At 69.8% G+C, this 16,107-nt stretch carries 13 protein-coding genes; 4 read left to right on the top strand and 9 right to left on the bottom strand.

Annotation, left to right across the window (positions count from 1 at the left end):
• Positions 1-115: 115 nt before the first annotated feature.
• The 5 genes from SVTN_RS32195 to SVTN_RS32175 form a co-directional block, all read right to left on the bottom strand.
• Positions 116-397, bottom strand: coding sequence for an acyl carrier protein (locus tag SVTN_RS32195; RefSeq protein ID WP_052499409.1), 282 nt, complete (start codon positions 395-397; stop codon positions 116-118).
• Positions 398-410: 13 nt separating this feature from the next.
• Complete coding sequence (locus SVTN_RS32190) at positions 411-2,084, bottom strand: acyl-CoA dehydrogenase family protein (protein ID WP_041132249.1); 1,674 nt, start codon at positions 2,082-2,084, stop codon at positions 411-413.
• Positions 2,074-3,831 carry an acyl-CoA dehydrogenase family protein gene (locus tag SVTN_RS32185; RefSeq protein ID WP_052499408.1) on the bottom strand — a complete coding sequence of 586 codons (1,758 nt, stop codon included), beginning with the start codon at positions 3,829-3,831 and terminating at the stop codon, positions 2,074-2,076. The genes SVTN_RS32190 and SVTN_RS32185 overlap by 11 nt, the downstream gene beginning before the upstream one ends.
• Positions 3,828-4,037: a hypothetical protein gene (locus SVTN_RS32180; protein ID WP_041132248.1), complete on the bottom strand. Its 210-nt coding sequence runs from the start codon at positions 4,035-4,037 to the stop codon at positions 3,828-3,830. The genes SVTN_RS32185 and SVTN_RS32180 overlap by 4 nt, the downstream gene beginning before the upstream one ends.
• A gap of 892 nt (positions 4,038-4,929) precedes the next feature.
• Positions 4,930-5,883: a ParB N-terminal domain-containing protein gene (locus SVTN_RS32175; protein ID WP_063782351.1), complete on the bottom strand. Its 954-nt coding sequence runs from the start codon at positions 5,881-5,883 to the stop codon at positions 4,930-4,932.
• 1,027 nt (positions 5,884-6,910) lie between these two features.
• Between SVTN_RS32175 and SVTN_RS44425 the strand changes: the two genes are divergently transcribed.
• On the top strand, positions 6,911-7,267 hold the full coding sequence (locus SVTN_RS44425) for a hypothetical protein (RefSeq protein ID WP_159026520.1): 357 nt from the start codon (positions 6,911-6,913) through the stop codon (positions 7,265-7,267).
• A gap of 95 nt (positions 7,268-7,362) precedes the next feature.
• Positions 7,363-8,166, top strand: a complete 804-nt coding sequence (locus tag SVTN_RS32170; protein ID WP_041132247.1) for an alpha/beta fold hydrolase — start codon at positions 7,363-7,365, stop codon at positions 8,164-8,166.
• A 194-nt stretch (positions 8,167-8,360) separates the two neighbouring features.
• Here SVTN_RS32170 and SVTN_RS32165 read toward each other — a convergent pair whose 3' ends face one another.
• The 4 genes from SVTN_RS32165 to SVTN_RS32150 form a co-directional block, all read right to left on the bottom strand.
• Complete coding sequence (locus tag SVTN_RS32165) at positions 8,361-8,549, bottom strand: hypothetical protein (RefSeq protein WP_159026519.1); 189 nt, start codon at positions 8,547-8,549, stop codon at positions 8,361-8,363.
• A 207-nt stretch (positions 8,550-8,756) separates the two neighbouring features.
• Positions 8,757-11,135 carry an aminotransferase class I/II-fold pyridoxal phosphate-dependent enzyme gene (locus SVTN_RS46435; RefSeq protein WP_342669692.1) on the bottom strand — a complete coding sequence of 793 codons (2,379 nt, stop codon included), beginning with the start codon at positions 11,133-11,135 and terminating at the stop codon, positions 8,757-8,759.
• 29 nt (positions 11,136-11,164) lie between these two features.
• Entirely contained in the window at positions 11,165-12,184 is a 1,020-nt protein-coding gene (hppD, locus tag SVTN_RS32155; RefSeq protein WP_041132245.1) for a 4-hydroxyphenylpyruvate dioxygenase, read from the bottom strand.
• Between the two features lie 71 nt (positions 12,185-12,255).
• Positions 12,256-13,839, bottom strand: coding sequence for an MBL fold metallo-hydrolase (locus SVTN_RS32150; RefSeq protein WP_041132244.1), 1,584 nt, complete (start codon positions 13,837-13,839; stop codon positions 12,256-12,258).
• Between the two features lie 292 nt (positions 13,840-14,131).
• Here SVTN_RS32150 and SVTN_RS32145 point away from each other — a divergent pair, with 292 nt between their 5' ends.
• Positions 14,132-15,340 carry a cytochrome P450 gene (locus tag SVTN_RS32145; RefSeq protein ID WP_063782294.1) on the top strand — a complete coding sequence of 403 codons (1,209 nt, stop codon included), beginning with the start codon at positions 14,132-14,134 and terminating at the stop codon, positions 15,338-15,340.
• 201 nt (positions 15,341-15,541) lie between these two features.
• Positions 15,542-16,105: a ketoacyl-ACP synthase III gene (locus tag SVTN_RS41200; RefSeq protein ID WP_052499407.1), complete on the top strand. Its 564-nt coding sequence runs from the start codon at positions 15,542-15,544 to the stop codon at positions 16,103-16,105.
• The last annotated feature ends 2 nt before the right edge of the window (positions 16,106-16,107 follow it).

Genomic DNA, 16,107 nt, shown 5'->3' with positions numbered 1-16,107 from the left:
ACGGCACTGGGACCGCGCGAATCAACCGAACCGGCCCAGGACCCCGTCGGATCCCGCCGCCGGCAGACAAACGTGTACTAAGAGCCCTGCGGGCCTTGAAGGCCCGGAAGGTCCGTCAGGCCGACGGCAGTTCGGCCACCAGGCCGGTCAGGTGAACGGTCAGAGCCGCAACCGTGTCGACGTCCCACACCAGGGTCGGCTCCACGGTCACACCCAACTTGTCCTCGATGTCCCCGCACAACGCGAAGGCGTACACCGACTCCAGCCCGTACTCGGCGAGCGAGACGCCCGGATCGATCTCCCCCACCGGCGTCTCCAGGTAATAGGACACCCGCTCCATCAACCACCGCTCGATGTCCTCACCCGACACCCGCACACCCACTGTCCGATCAGTCATCGAACTCCCTTTCTCATCCCGAAACATGACGTGCGGACAGGTCGAGGAGCCGCCCGTCCTGAAAGCGCTCGACAGCGATGTCGAACAGCGCCTGCTCGGCACTCGCGCGCTCGTCCGGAGTGAGCACCGGGGCGCCACCGAGGCGTCCGGAGAGCCGGTCGAGGATCCCGAGGAGCGCCGCCTCCTGCTGACGGTCATCGCTGCGCCAGACCGCGAGCGCGGCGGCGGCGGCGAGCAGCACCGTGTACCGGTCGGCCACCGCGTAGGCCTCCGGAGAGGCCCCGATCGTGAGGTCCGAGGGGGCCAGTGCGGCGCACTGGTCGCGCAGCGCGAGCACCTCGTCCCTGAAGCGCACTGCGAACCGACCGACCGGGCTGCCGGCCGACTCGCGCTCGGCGGTCTCGGCCAGCACGCCGATCAGCCCGTCACCGGACAGCATGCCGACGGCGAGCTGGTCGAAGTCCAGCGGCGGCAGGTCCGCGCCGAGGTCGAACAGCTGCCGAGCGGCGGCCGGGTCGGCCAGCCAGGACTTCCGCGCCAGCCGGGGCAGTTGCGGCAGGATCAGAACCAGGCAGGCGGAGCGCGAGATGTGGGCGAAGGTGGCCGGAGCGGCGTCCCTGACGAGCTTCTGGAACATCGCGTAGGAGCCCTCGCGGAGGTAGCCCTGGGCGCCCATGACCGCACGCAGATCCTCGAAGGCGTCCAGCACGATCCGTGACGTCAGGTACTTCACCGCCGGTGCGTAGAGCAGCGTGGCCTCCGGGGCCAGGTGCAGCGCCCGGAGTCCGACGCCGCAGAAGGCGTCGACGGCCAGCAGGTCGGCGTAGGTGCGTGCGAGGGCGGCGCGCACATAGGGCAGGTCGGCGGCGACGCCACCGTAGAGGCGCCGCTCGTGCACGCACTCCAGCGCCAGGCGCAGCGCGGTGTCCAACGGCCCGACGAGGATGGCCGGGAGCACCACCCGGCTGAGCTGGTAGGCGCGCAGGGCGTTCTCGATGCCCTGGCCGGGCCGGCCGAGCATCGCGTTGCCGGGGATCGGGCAGTCGGAGAACCGCAGTCCGCCGAGTTGCACTCCGTTCATGCCGGAGCTGGGGAACCGCGGCAGATCCAGCACGCGGTCGGCCGGCAACTCGTCCCGGGTGACGAAGAACTGGCTGTGGCTGCGGCTGCCCGCGACCTCACTGGTCCGTGCGAAGAGCACCATGGCCTCGGCACGGCGCAGATTGGTGACGATCTCCTTGCGCCCGGTCAGCAGCCAGCCGTCGTCGCTCGGAACGGCAGCGCACTCGGCGTGCGCGAAGTCGTTGCCGTGGTCGAGTTCGTGGAAGGCGGCCGCGATCCGGCCGCCCCCCAGCAGGATCTCGGCTGCCTTCGTGCGCTGCTCGTGCGTGCCGGCGGACCAGATGTTGACCGATCCGAGGAGGGAGCTGAAGCCGTAGCCGAGGCCGAGGCAGGGGTCGCGTCGCCACAGTGCCCGCTGCACTTCGGCAAGCCGGTCGGCCCGCACCAGTCGGCCACCGTACGCGGCCGGCACGAACTCGGCGTTCATGCCGTAGGCCTCCAGCAGGCGTTCGCCCTCGGCGAGCATCTCGTGCCGCTCGTCGGCGGCGAGGACGGCGGCGTAGCCGACCGGGTTGTCCGGGTCCCGTGGGTCGCCGAACAGTGCGTCCAACTTCTCAGCGCTCACGTGAGTCCTTCCCCTGCTGAAGCGTTCGGGGCGCCGGCGCCCCGAACGGGGTGATGGGGGCACCGGTGTTCGCGGCGTCGACGACGAGACCGGCCAGCGTGGCGTCGAGCCGGTCGTCGCCGGGCCCGGCAGCCGGCACCGGCACTCGCAGTACCGCAGCGAGCCTGGCCAGCAGGGCGCGCAGCGCCGCCCGCACCCAGAGGCCGTCCTGCCACAGCGGCTCCGCCGCATGCTCGGATTCACCCGTGGTCCACAGGTGCAGGCAGGCCGCACCCGCGTAGCAGAGCTCATAGGCGGCGGCCAGCTCGTAGGCGGCCATGGGGGGACGGGCGGCGGGCGCCACGTCGGCCATCTGGCTGTGCAGGTGGTCGGCCATGGCACCCAGTGCGACGGCCTGGTCGGCGAGCCCGGCGGGGGCGGGCCGGCTGCCGATCGACTCGACGAGTGCGGGCAGCGCCTGCACGACGGAGCATCCCTGCCGGGACAGCATGGTCAGTGCGCCCCGGTCCACGCGGCGGACCGGACTGCCGATCGAGACGGCTTCTGCCAGTCCGGCCGCATCGACGGTGCCGGTGGCGAAGCCACGGACGAGCTTGGGGAACTGCTGCACCAGGGCGGCGCGGTTCACCGGGGTACTGCCGTCGAACACCGCCACGATCTGGTGGTCGCGCCACACCTTCTGGAACGCGCCGTACTCGTACACGTCGGAGAGGAAGGAACGTGCGCCGAGCAGTTCGGCGAGCTCCCCCAGCGTGGCGTCGACCAGTGTGGGCGCGAGTGCCTTGGCGGCCGCCGAGGTCACGCTCATCTCCGCGGTGAGGCTGTGGAGCGAACGGGCGGCGACCAGCGCGGTCGCTTCCGTAGCCGTCAGCAGCGCGGCGCTGCGGGCCAGGACCGAGGCCGGGAAGGGCCGTTCGGCCAGCGGGCGCTTCTGTATGATGCGTGCCCCCACGAACCGGGCCGCGAGTCGCAGCGCGTGCTCACCGGCGCCGAGGGAGAGTGCGGTGCACATCGTCCGGGTGAACTGGAGCGCGAGCAGCACCGTCTCCAGGCCGCTTCCCTCCGGGCCGATCAATGCGTCGGCCGGCAGCAGCGCACCGTCGAACTCGATGCCGGAGATGTCGATTCCGCGGATGCCGTGCGTCAGCACCTTCGGCAGTGTCCGCCAAGTACCCGGCTGCAGCACCGACTTGTCGACGAGGAAGAGGCTCTGGCCACGCCCGGAGCCGTCCCGGCCGGTGCGCGCGAGCAGAGTGAGGTGGCTCGAGCGGGTGGCGTTGTTGATCGGCCACTTCACGCCGTCGACACGGTAGCCGTCGGGCTCCGCCGTGGCGGTGACGGAACCGCTCAGCAGGTCGGCACCGTGCTCCGGCTCGGACAGCGCCCAAGCCACCGGCGAACCTGACATCACCGCGTCAGCGGTGGCCCTGGCCTGCTCCGGGTTGCCGGCGATCCAGATCGGGGCCACGCCCAGGTACGTCTTGGCGTGGGCCGTCAGTGCACTGATGTCACGGCGAGCGACGATGCGCCAGAGCCGGATCATCTCCTCGTGGTCGGACAGCGCGCCGCCCCACTCGGTCGGTACGTAGTAGGCCGACAGGCCCAACCCATCGAGGCGGGCACAGAAGTCCGCGGGGAACTGATCGTCCTCGTCGAGCTCCACGGACCGGCGGGCCGTCTCGTCGAGCGGGCCCAGGGCTTCGTCGAGGGCGGCCGCGATCCCGGCGCCCGTGCGGGTGGCGGTCACCTGAGGGCTCCCGCCGCCAGGCGCCGCACCTTGGGGTCCGGTTCGCGCGGCGGGGTGAGCCGCACCGGCTCCGTGAAGCCGAGGTTCTCGTCGTCTTCCTCGGCAGTGCCACGGGTGACGGTGAGAGCGGCTTTCTCCGGGTGACGCGCGATCCGCGCGTCGAAGGCAGCTCCCAGGCTCTGGTAGCCGCCGAGATCGAAATCCATGCTGTTCCCCTAGGCTGCTGCTCCGTCAGTCACTGTTGTTCCGGGGTGCGGCGCACCGTTCCGACTCCTACCTCAGCCGAGATGCGGCCGCCTCGCGTCGCCGTCCAGGCCGGACTGCTCGCGAAGCGCTCATCAGCGGCATCGGTTGCGTCGGCGTTAGGGATCATGGCGGGGCCCGGCGACCACTATGCCCCAGCCCCCGTCCCTCGGTAAGTGGCAAAGTGCACGCTGACCCTGAACACCCAGATGGTTCAGGGGTGCTGGAATACAAGGGTGTGCGGTCCCCGACGAGTGCGCGCGGGTGTCCAACTGCCGCACGCCATCGGTTGAACATCCGGTCGCCGGCGAGCGGGACCGCATCGCTCGATCCGATGCCAAGCCATCACTCGTCAACAGCCCTGATTTGACGGCCTGTTGCTATGCGAGTTGGGGATTCCGGCGGAGTGGCCGGCCGTTCCTCGATTGCCTGGCCCCCGGGGCCGCGGCGGTGGACGACTGCCCGTCCTCGATGGCCGAGTACCGCACGGAGATCGACGAACTCATCGTGTGAATTGAGGAGTTGGCCACTCGGCGGGCCCAGCCGACCGCTCGCCTTGACACGGCCGCCTACCGCGGTCGACCGGTTGCCGGGCCGCCGGCTGCCGGCGATCGCATTGACGGCCACCAGCGGCGACCGTGTACGGCCTGTCCTGCCAGGAAACCGCCTACCAGCAAGAGCAGGCCCTTGCCTCCGGCAGCTGGGACGAGCGGCACGGCCACCTGTGGCAACAGCCCCACCTCAACGGGTCGCTCGTCCTGATCCGCGCCGCATGACAGCAGCGCCCCACCGGCTGCCCTGCCGGTCCGTGCCGGGCCCGCGTGTGACCGCCACGACGGGCCCGGCACCACTCGGTCAGCCGGTCGCGGCCTGGCCCACCGCGCGAACCCGCTGGTCCAGTTGCTGCGCGAACTCCAGCCAGGTCTCGGCGCACTGCCGGGCAAGGTCCACCACCAGGGCACCACAGTGCGTGGGCACGACCTCGGTGAGCTCGGACCATTCATTGGCCCCCATCGCGTTCTGCTGCAGCAGGCGCAGCAGTTGGCGGCCTTCCTCCTTGTGGCGCAGCGACGGGTCGCGCAGCAGTTTCTCCAGCACCGTGGCCGGGTCGGACCGCATCAGCCGCATATGCTGGGCCATGGTCGCTTGGGTCCGCTGGGCCGGGATCACCACGCCCATGGCGCCGTCGCCCGCCTGCTCGGTGGCCGACGCCTCCCCGGCCGCCAGCCGGCGCCGGACATCGCTGACCGTCGCCGGGGAGATCCCGGCCAGCCTGGCGACCTCGCGCAGCGAGGCCTCCGGGCGCTCGGCCAGCAGCTCCGCGGCCCGACGGCGCCCTTCCAGGCTGTTCAGCGGACGGACCTTGCCGTCCCGACCGACCCTCGCCTGCACCTGCGGTCCATCCGCGGTCTCAGCCACCCGGCGGCGAATCGCCGCCACCGCCTTGGCACCCAGCCCCGCGGTCCGCGCGATCGCCCGGTCGGAAAGGTGCGGGTGCGAGGTCACGATCCGCTCGGCTGCTGCCCGTCGGTCGGCCAGGGAGAGTGGCAGACCATGGGCGACATTCGCCTCGACCGCCTTCAGGAAGGCATCCGCACTGTTGCCGTCGAAGAACTCGACCTCGACGGCCAGTTGGCCCTTGGAAACCGCGGCCAGCAGCCGGTGGGCCCCATCGATCACGCGCATGGTCTGCCGCTCGACCAGGATCGGCGGAAGCGGGCCGTCCAGCTCCGCCAACCTGGCGATGTGCTCCTCGTCCCAGCCGCCGGTGCGCGGCGACTCTCCCAACTGCAACACGGCGGCCGACACCACAACGGTCGGTTTCAGGTCTCGAACAGTCCGCCTCAAGTGATCCCCCTGATTGTCATCGGCTCCGAGCTGGGCCCAGGCGCGTGTCGATACTCCACAGGGGCGTCCCGGCGAGGCGCCTACCAGGTCCCGAAGGCTCGCTCCGCGAATCACCACCAAGGTTCGAAGCCGGCCCTCAAGGACACGTCCCAGCCAAATTCAACTGCTTCGATCATGACTTCCGCCCCATGAACTGTCGAGGGGGCACAACCAGCAAGCCGTGTACGGCTCATCGATTGGCTTGAATCACCCACTGAATGACCATCATTCACTGAATAGCCATCATTCCTTCACACGGCCAGTGGTCACCTCCCGTGCCACCAGTCCGCAACGAACGACAAACTGATGGAGCATCAGAAGTCTTATCCGATCGAGTGTCCACTGCGAATCGCGCCGCCCGTGCCCTGCGGCACCCTTGGCGAGTTCACGTCTGCCCCCGAAATGCCCGCCGCCCTTCGGTGAGGCCCCCTCCCTGCGCATACCTCACAGACAGGAGGTACAGCGCTCGAAACGGCCGAAGGCGCACATCCAACGACATCACGCGTTCAACGCGACCTGCAGAGGGCGGGGTGCCCGCTGATTCCCGCGCGCATCCGACCCAGCGAAGCAGGGTAGGCATTCCGGCCAAGTACTCCGAGGAACAGGGAAGTTCTTTGTTCTCTGATTGTGTGGTGCAACATGAAAGGGTCCGGGGTCATGGCGTCACCGCGCCGAGCACAGTGGCGAGGACTACGCCTTCCTTCACGTGAATGACACGGAAGGTCCCGGGTCGCACCTGCCGGCCGGCGTGCCTCAGGTGCATCACCGCTCTCCGCGCCCACCACCTCGCACCCGTACGCCGCACACCGGCCGCCCGCCGCACCCGGCTGTACCAGCCGGGGCCGCCGCTCGTCACGCTGCTTGGGTGCCCGACCGGTGTCAGGGCCTCGCAGTTCGAGCCGGCCCCATCGGGGCTGCTCTCGGTGTCCACCGCGGGCGCACCGAGCTGATGCCGCTCGCGCACGTCGCTGACCGTCGCTGCCGAGACCACGGCGAGCCGGGCGGCCTCACGCGACGTGGCCTGCGGGCGCTCGGCGATGAGTTCCGCGGCCCCTGCCGACTCGCTCCGCTGTTGAGCGGGCGCACCTTGCCATCCCGGCCGACTCGTGCGTTCAACTGCGGCACCGCCTCAGCTGAACATCGCGGACTGGCCGCGACGGCCTTCGTCCCCGATCCCGCGGTCCACGCGATCGCCCCGTCCGACATGTGCGGGTGGGACTCGCCCATCCTGCTCGCCTGGGACGCCGGACTCCCCACGGCCGGCGACGAATGGTTCCTGAACGGCCCTGCCTACAGCCTGGTTTGATGACCGGCGCGCCGCAGTGCCAAGGTGGGTGCAGCGGAGCCGTATCGGCGGGCCTCCTCCACCTCGATTCCCTCTCACTCAGGAGTCCCGACACCATGCCCCAGGTGAGCACCAACGGCATCCGCCTCTCGTACCAGCGCTCGGGCCAGGGCGAACCCGTCCTGTTCATCATGGGTTCGGGGGCCGCGGGCCGCGTCTGGACGATGCACCAGACTCCGGCCGTCATCCAGGCCGGCTACGAGGCGGTCGTCTTCGACAACCGGGGCATCGGCGGCTCGGACGCACCGGAGGGCAAGTACTCGCTGGCCGACATGGTGGCCGACACCAAGGGGCTGATCGAGGCGCTGGACCTCGGCCCGTGCCGGATCGTCGGGTACTCCATGGGCGCCATGATCGCCCAGGAACTGGCCATCGAGGCACCTCATCTGGTGCGCTCGGCGGTCCTGATGGCGACCAGGGCCCGGTCTGACGCGATGCGCCGGGCGATGCTGGAGAGCGACCAGCTGATGCGGGAGAACCGCGTCCAACTGCCGCCCAAGTACGAGGCGGTCCGCACCGTCCTGGAGATGCTCTCCCCCGCCTCGCTGAACGACGACGACGCCATCCGCTCCTGGCTGGACATCTTCGAACTGACCGGCAGCGGCAGCAACACCGCCGACGGCCAGGCTTGGGTCATCCAGTCCGGCGACCGGCGCAAGGCGCTGCGCGCGATCACGGTGCCGTGCCGGGCGATCAGTTTCGCCGACGACCTGATCTGCCCGCCCCACCTGGTCTCGGAGGTGGCCGACGCCATCCCCGGCTGCGACTTCGTCGAGATCCCCGATGCTGGACACCTGGGGCACCTGGAGCAACCGGAGGCGGTCAACGCCGCGATCACCGAGTTCCTTGACAAGTACTGACGGGCCTCCTGACAGCACGGAGACCTCACATGAGCCTGCTCGCCCACCTGGCCGTCGACCCGGGCGCCCATGCCGACACTGGAGCAGCGAACACCGGTAAGACATCCAGGAGTTGACGGAAACCTACGGTGCCGTGCCGGTACGCGGACTGTCGCTGTCCAACCGGGCCGCGACAATGGCGGCGGTCCGCGCGGTCAGCTGATGTGCTCCAGCTCCTGGCGGATCAGCGGGGCCGGGCTCGCCGTAGACGACCCGACGGGTGCGCGGGCCCAGGCGAACCCGGTCCAGGCCTCCTCCGCCTTGTGGGGCGCCTCGACCGGCTCGGGGCAGATCTCCACCTCGGCATCGAGGTCGGTCAGCCGAAGGCCCCCAGTGGTCTCCACGACCACGGTGTACGGTCCTCACTCGCCGCGCTCCTCGGCGCGTCGCGGGATGTGGCAGGCGGGGAGCAGTTTCAGCAGGGTGAATGATGCCGTACAGCGTGGGGCCGAGCCTGATCGGCTTGGGCAGAAGCAGCGCCTCGGTGATCGACTAGCAGGTGCGGGTGGGCGCCGGCACGGGTAGCTCCCTCGGGTTCCGGCGCGGACGGCTCAGCCGCGGGCCGTCTGGGACTGGGACTTGATGAAGTGCGCCAACCGCTCCGCCCCGTCGGCTATCTCCTGGTGCGTCAGGTAGCTGACGGACAGCCGGACGGTGTGCTCGCCACCGCCGTCCGGATAGAAGTAGGACATCGGGGTCCAGATCACACCGAACTCCTCGGCCGAGCGGATCAGCGCCGCGTTGTCGGCCTGGAACGGTACGGTGAGGCTGAGGAAGAAGCCGCCGGTGGGCTCGTTCCAGCGCACCCCCAGGGCCTCCCGCTCGGCGGCCGGGAACTGCTTGGCGAGCTCCTCCAGGGTGACCCGCATCGCGTCGCCGTAGTAGGCGGCGGTCTCGCTGTTCAGCTCGGAGGTCCGACCGTCGGCGGCGAGCAGCATGCCGGCCACCACCGCCTGGCTGACGGCCGAGGTGTTCACCGTGATCATGCTCTTGATCTTGGTGAGTTCGTCGGCCAGCAGGCCGGTGGTGTCGTCGGCGCCGACCACCGGCTGGTCGGCCACCACGTAGCCGACCCGGGCGCCGGGGAAGAGCGTCTTGGAGAGCGAGCCCAGCTGCACCACCCGCCGGTGCTGGTCGAGGGACTTCAGCGTGGGCAGCTGCTGCCCGGGGCTGACCATCCGGTACGGGCTGTCCTCCAGCAGCAGGATGTCGTGGCGCTGCGCCAGGTCGAGCAGGTCGAGCCGGGTCTGCAGCGGCATCGTGGTGCCGGACGGGTTGGAGTGGTCGGGGATCACGTAGAACGCCCGGGGCCGGCGGCCGCGGGCCCGCTCGGCCAGGATGGCCGCCTCCAGGTCGGCGCAGTCGAAACCCGACTCCCGCTCCGGGACGGCGGTCGGCGTGACGTCCAGCAGCCGCGCCGCGCCGGTGATTCCGACGTAGCAGGGACTGCTGACCAGCAGGACGTCCTCGGGACCGGCGATCAGCGCCCGCACCGCGAGGAACATCGCCTCCTGGCAGCCCACGGTGACCACGATGGACTCGGGGGCGACGTCGGTGTTCTCGTCCTTGCGCAGCGAGTCCGCGATCAGCTCACGGATCTGGCCGCCGGCCGGGCCGTACTGGAAGAGCGTGGAGCGCACCTGCTCGGGAGAGGCTCCCTGCGCCTCCAGGTGGTCCACGTAGCGCCGCAGATGGGTGAAGATCTGCTCGGTGTCGAAGAAGCCCTCGTACGGGCGGCCGGGGGCGAACGAGATCGCCTGCGGGTAACGGGTGGTGACTTCGTTGAGGAAGTTCATGGTGTCCAGCACCGGGTCGCTGACGCTGCCGTGCAGCTCCGCCTTGAGCAGCCCGGCGGGCTGGGAGGTCGGGGCGGGGTGCGGCGGCTGGGCCGGCTCGGCGCCGACCAGGGCAGCGCTCGCCTCGGCGACCGACGGGGTTCCGGTGAGCGCCATGGCTTCGACCAACTCCTCCGTGATGAGCTCCAACAGGTTGGTGGCGCCCTGCTCGCCGCCGACCGCGAGGCCGTGCAGGACCGGCCGGCCCAGCAGGATCGCGTCGGCGCCCAGCGCCAAGGCGGCCAGCACGTCGGCGCCACGGCGGATGCCGCCGTCGACCATCACCGGACAGGCCCCGGCGACGGCCGCCGTGATCTCCGGCAGCACGTCCAACGTGGCCGGGGCGCCGTCCAGTTGGCGGCCGCCGTGGTTGGAGACCACGATGCCGTCGACTCCGGCGCGCAGCGCCGCCCGGGCGTCGGCGGCGCTCAGCACTCCCTTGACCAGCACCGGGAGTGAGCTGACCTCCCGCAGCCAGCCGATCACCGACCAGTCCAGCGCGGGATCGAACTCGGTGAGCGCGTGGGCACTCGGGGAGGCGAAGTCGCCACCGGTGAGGTTGGCCGGCACCATCCCGTCCGGCAGCCGGAAGTCGTTGCGCAGGTCGCGCAGCCGACGGCCGAGCCGCGGCGCGTCGACGGTGAGCACCAGCGCCTCGAAGCCGGCCCGCTCGGCCCGCTCCACCAGCTGCCGGGTGGTCGCCCGGTCCCGGAAGCAGTAGACCTGGAGCCAGAGCGGAGTGCTGGCGGCCTCGGCGATGGACTCGAAGGTCCGGCCCGCGAAGGTGCTCACCACCAGCGGGAGGCCGGCCCGGCCGGTGGCCCGCGCGGTGGCCACCTCGCCTTCCGGGTCGGCCAGGGTGTGGTACGCCATCGGCGCCACCGCGATCGGCGCGGACCAACTACGGCCCAGCACCGTGGTCTTGGTCTCGGGAAGGCCGGCACCGGACAGCACCCGCGGACGCAGCCGCACCCGGTCGAAGGCCGCCAGATTGGCCGCCAGGGTGCGCTCCTGGCCGGAGCCGCCCGCGATGAAGTCCCAACTCGCCCGGTCGAAGCAGCTCTTGGCGGCTTCTTCGTAATCCGACAGGGTCAACAGGGCTGGCTGGACGCGGGGTTCGATTCTCATCCGGCGGTCAGCCGATCGCGCTCCACCGCTTCGTACAGGGCGCGGATGTTGGCGCTGCCGAAGCCGCGCGAGCCGTTGCGCTGGATGAGCTCGAAGAAGAGCGTGTTGCGCGGGTAGGGCGAGCGGGTGAAGAGCTGGAGCAGGTCGCCCCACTCGTCGCGGTCCGCCAGCACCTTGGTCTCGCGCAGCTCCTCGATCTCCACGCGCAGGCCCGGGAGCCGCTCGGCGAGCACGTCGTAGTAGCTGTCCGGGGTGTCGAGGAACACGACGCCCCGGTCGCGGCACTCGTGCACCGCGGGGATGATCTCCCCGGTCAGGAAGGCGAGGTGCTGGACGCCCTCACCGCCGTTGCGCTCCAGGAAGTTGTCGAGCTGACCGGGTTCCTTGCCGGGGTCCGGTGCGACCAGGGTGAAGATGGCGCTGCCCGGACCGCTGCGCACCACGATGGAGTCCATCGCCTGGTCGCCGACCGCGACGTACTCCGAGGAGTAGCGCGAGAAGCCGAAGGCCTCACGGTAGAAGTCGGCGTACTTCTCCAGGGTGCCGCCCTCGAGGCAGACCGCGATGTGGTCCAGCTCGGTGATCCGGCCGGTCGCCGCCGGGGCGGCCCCGGGTGTGGGTACCCAACTGCGGCCGACGGGCAGGCCGTTCACGAGCGGATCGGCCGGCAGCAGGGTGTGCACGACGTCTCCGAAGCCGGACACGACCGGCAGGCCTTGTGCGGAGTCGGTCACCGTGGCGCCGGCTGCGGCGGCCGCCGCAGCCGTCTCCGCCACGTCGTCACAGGTCAGCGCGATGTCGGCGATGCCCTCGCCGTGCTGCTCCAGGAACCTCACGATCCCCCGCCCGGAGGTGACCACCAGGCGAACCCCACCCTGCTGCAACAGTACCGAACTCTGCTCCACCTCGACCGAGTCGGCCACCCGGGTGAACCCCATGGCGGAGACGAAGTAGTCGACGGTCGCAACCTTGTCTCTCGTGTACAGCTCGACGTAGCCGATGTCGTGCACAGCCATGAAGTACCTCCTGCGGGAGCCGGGAGCGGAGTTCGAGGTGTTCGCCTGGGGCCGCGGTCGTTCCGGGCCTGCTACCAGCGCCACTCCTGCTGCTTGAACAGGTGGCCGGCCGGGATGTCGCGCTCCTTGCACCAGCCGAGGAACTCCTCGATCTGCTTGATCTGGTACGTGTCCGGGGTGTAGGTGGTGGCCATGACGTGGCCCAGCCAGTCCTCCTCACCCATCGCGTAGACGTAGGCCTCCTTGGCGCCCAGCTCGACCATGATCGCGGCGGCCTGCTCGGCGTTGGAGCCGGACAGCTTGCGGGAGTTGCTCATCTTCTTGGTGACCGGGATGGTCAGCAGCGCCTGGTAGAGCCAGGTCAGCGGGGCGCCGTCGCACTCCATGCCGAGGAAGGCGAAGTCGGCGGTGCCCAGATGGCCCTTGATGTAGCGGTAGAGCTTGGGGGCGATGCCGGAGGAGTCGGCACCGATGAAGACCTTCTTGCCGGCCAGCTCCGCCCAGTAGGTCGACTTGGCGCGGATGTCCAGGTCGCAGTGCTCGCCGAGGAACGGGGTGGCGGTGATCTTGCCGCCGGGGAACTCGACCTCGTCGAAGTCGTCGACCTCGACCACCTCGAAGCCCTGGTGCTTGAGCATCAGCGCGATCGACGGGTCCGCCAGGTTGCCGCGGGAGTAGCGCGGGCAGACGATCTTGCCGACCCGGCCGCGCAGCTGCAGCAGGGTCTCCATGACGATGTGGTCCTGGTGGCCGTGGGTGATCAGCACCAGGTCGATGTAGTCCGGCAGGTCGTCCAGCGTGTAGCGGTCGCCCGCGTCGCTGTCCGCACTGATGAACGGGTCGGTGACGATGGCGGCTTCGGGCGTCTGCAGCACCAGGCAGGCATGGCCGAAGTAGCGGATCCGGCCGCCGGACTCGATGTGGCGGTCCTCGTTCAGAGCCGGGGTCTCGCTCAGCATGGTGCGCAGCACGGCCGCCTGCTCGTCGTTCAGCTCCAGGGCCTCGCGCAGATGGGCCAGCGTGGTCGGCTTGACCCGGGCCTTGAACAGCTCGGTCAGGCCCGGGTGGCGGAACGGGATGTCCAGCTCGAGCACGTCCTCGGAGGGCAGCCGCGGCGTGCTCAGGATGAACGGGCGCTCGATGCCGGTCTCGAAGGAGAGCTGCACCGACTGGCGCGACTCCTGGTAGTAGGGGCTGGTGTAGAGCACCGGCTCCATGAAGCGCAGCTGCGCCTGGTTGTCGGTGTCGTAGGCCAGCTCGACCAGACCACCCAGCTCGTCCGGCAGCTTCGGGTAGAGCGGGGTCAGGTCGAAGCCGGTGGCGTTCGCCCGCAGGATCTCCTGGCCGGCGGCGATCGCCTCGGCGAACTTCAGCATGTCGGCCCGGTCACGCTTGATGGTGGCGAGCAGCTCGCGCACCTCGTCGGCGCGCTCCTCCGGGATGTTGATGAAGTAACCGCCGCGCAGCTCCGGGTTGTTGCTGGCCGCGACATGCACCTGCGGGGACTGCAGGTACGACTCGAGCAGCGGGACATGCAGGAACGCCAGGTTCATCGCCGCCTGCACCGGCGCCATGGTGTGCGGCTGGGCGACAAACCTGTCCACCAGCGGCTCGATTATGACCTTGGACCGCAGAAACAACTGCTCGTCAGTCATCTGCACCCCTCCTCCCCAGAAAAAACGACACCATCAACGGGGCAGCCGACGATTCGGCGTACCTCAGCCCGGAATAATTCCATCCGACTGGGGAACATAGCCCCCCAGCGCTGAATAGATCAACATGCCTCAATGACTTGGGACAAGGCTCGGCAGCGGTGTTCAAGTGCGTTTTTGCCGCACTTGAACAGACCGCTCGGACGACCTGGAGCGGGCGGCTCGGCAAACCTTGACGCTGTGCGAAACAGCATGCCACCGTGAAATCAACCCTTAGACCCCTGCGAGGCATCGCGTGCAAAGCAAGCCGATCGAGCCGCCACCGCTTATCAACCTGGTCGATCCAGAACTCTATTCACATGGCGACCCTTTTGTGCAGTGGCGGTGGCTGCGCGCCAACGACCCGGTCCACTGGCACGAACCGGCCGAACTGCCCGGCTACTGGTCGCTGACCAGGTACGAGGACGTGCGAACCGCCTACCGCGATCACGAGACCTTCAGCTCCGCACACGGAATCCTGCTGCGGCCCGCCGACCACGGAGTCGACCCCGGGGGCGGCCGCACCCTGGCCCTCACCGATCCGCCGCGCCACCGCCAACTGCGCGGCGTGGTGGACGAGTGGTTCACCGTCCGGTCGGTCCGGGCACTCGAGGAGGAAATGCGGGACATTGCCCGCGCCGTGGTCGGCGACGCCTTGGCCCAGGAGTCCTGCGACTTCGTCACAGAAATCGCCGCGCGCATTCCGCTGTATGTCATCTGCAAGATGATGGGTATCCCGGAGTCGGACTGGCAGTATCTGTACGATCTCACCAGCAAGGCATTCGCCGATGGCGACCCACTGACCCGCCGATTCGCCCACCTCGACATCATGGGGTACTTCGAGAATCTCCAGGAGGAGAAGGCGGCGGATCCGGGCGACGACCTGGTGAGCGCACTCGCCACCGCCGTCATCGACGGTGATCGGCTCAGCCCGGACGACATCATCCTGAACTGCGACAACCTGCTCGTCGGCGGCACCGAGAACACCCGGATCTCAGCGGCCGGCGGTATGCTCGCCTTCCTCCAGCACCCCGAGCAGTGGGACATCCTGAGGGCGGACCCGAGCCTGCTGCCGTCCGCCGTCGAGGAAGTGCTGCGCTGGACCTCGACCGCTACCCACATCATGCGCACCGCGGCCAGGCCGATCGAGATCCACGGCAAACGGATCGAGCCCGGCGACCGCGTGGTGTTCTGGCTCCCGTCGGCCAACCGCGACGAGACCGTGTTCGACGATCCGGACCGCTTCGATGTACTGCGCAAGCCGAACCGGCATCTGGCTCTGGGCTTCGGCGAGCACTTCTGCCTCGGCAGCATGCTGGCCAAGTCCGAACTCCGCCTCCTTTTCGACGAGTTGCTCAACAGCAGGGTCGACATCGAGCTGGCCGGAGAGCCGAAACTGCTGGAATCGATCGTCGTCAACGGCCCCGAGTCCCTGCCGGTCCGCCTGACGCCGCGGGGCGCGTGACCCGATGTCCACGACAGAGTCCCCCTCATCGTCCGGGGACCGCCGCGACCGGCCGGCCTAGGTACTGGCCGGCCTCGGCACCTGCCTGCCCAGCACCGCGATCGACAACGCCGCGCTGGTGACCCATCTGGACACCACCGACGAGTGGATCCGCAGTCGCACCGGCATCGCCGCACGACGCCGGGCGGCCCCGGGGTGTCAATGCGCGACCTGGCCTGCGAGGCCGACGCCACCGCGCTGAGCTCGGCGGGCCTGCGAACGGTCGGCGGCGTGGTGCCGGCCACCACCACACCGGACCGCCCGTACCCGGCCGCAGCGCCCGAGGTCGCCCACCGCCTCGGCCTGGGCCAGGTCCCGGCGTTCGACATCTCCGCCGTGTGCAGCGGGTTCGTCTACGCCACCGCGGTGGCCGACGGCCTGATCGCCGGCGGCGGCGTCGACAGCGTCCTGATCGTGGCGTCCGAAATCCACTCCCGGATCGTCGACCCGACGGACCGCGGCACGGCCGTGGTCTTCGGCGACGGCGCGGGCGCGGTGGTGCTGCGCTGCGTTGAGAGGCGCACGGCGGGTTCGGCGAGAGGTCCGGGAAACGGCCCGGGCGCAATCCCGACACCGCGCCCGGGCCTGCTCGGCGACGAAGCAGGCTTCACCCGCCGACCGCCCAGAGGCCGCACCTGGGGCCGGCGCGGTTGCACGCCGGTCGTGACACCCCGAAGGCCGCTTCCACGAGGGGAGCGGCCTTCGGGGGTGCTGACGGGGGTGTAGGC

The sequence above is a fragment of the Streptomyces vietnamensis genome (assembly GCF_000830005.1).
GTDB lineage: Bacteria > Actinomycetota > Actinomycetes > Streptomycetales > Streptomycetaceae > Streptomyces > Streptomyces vietnamensis.
This window is presented reverse-complemented; position numbering and strand designations above follow the sequence as displayed.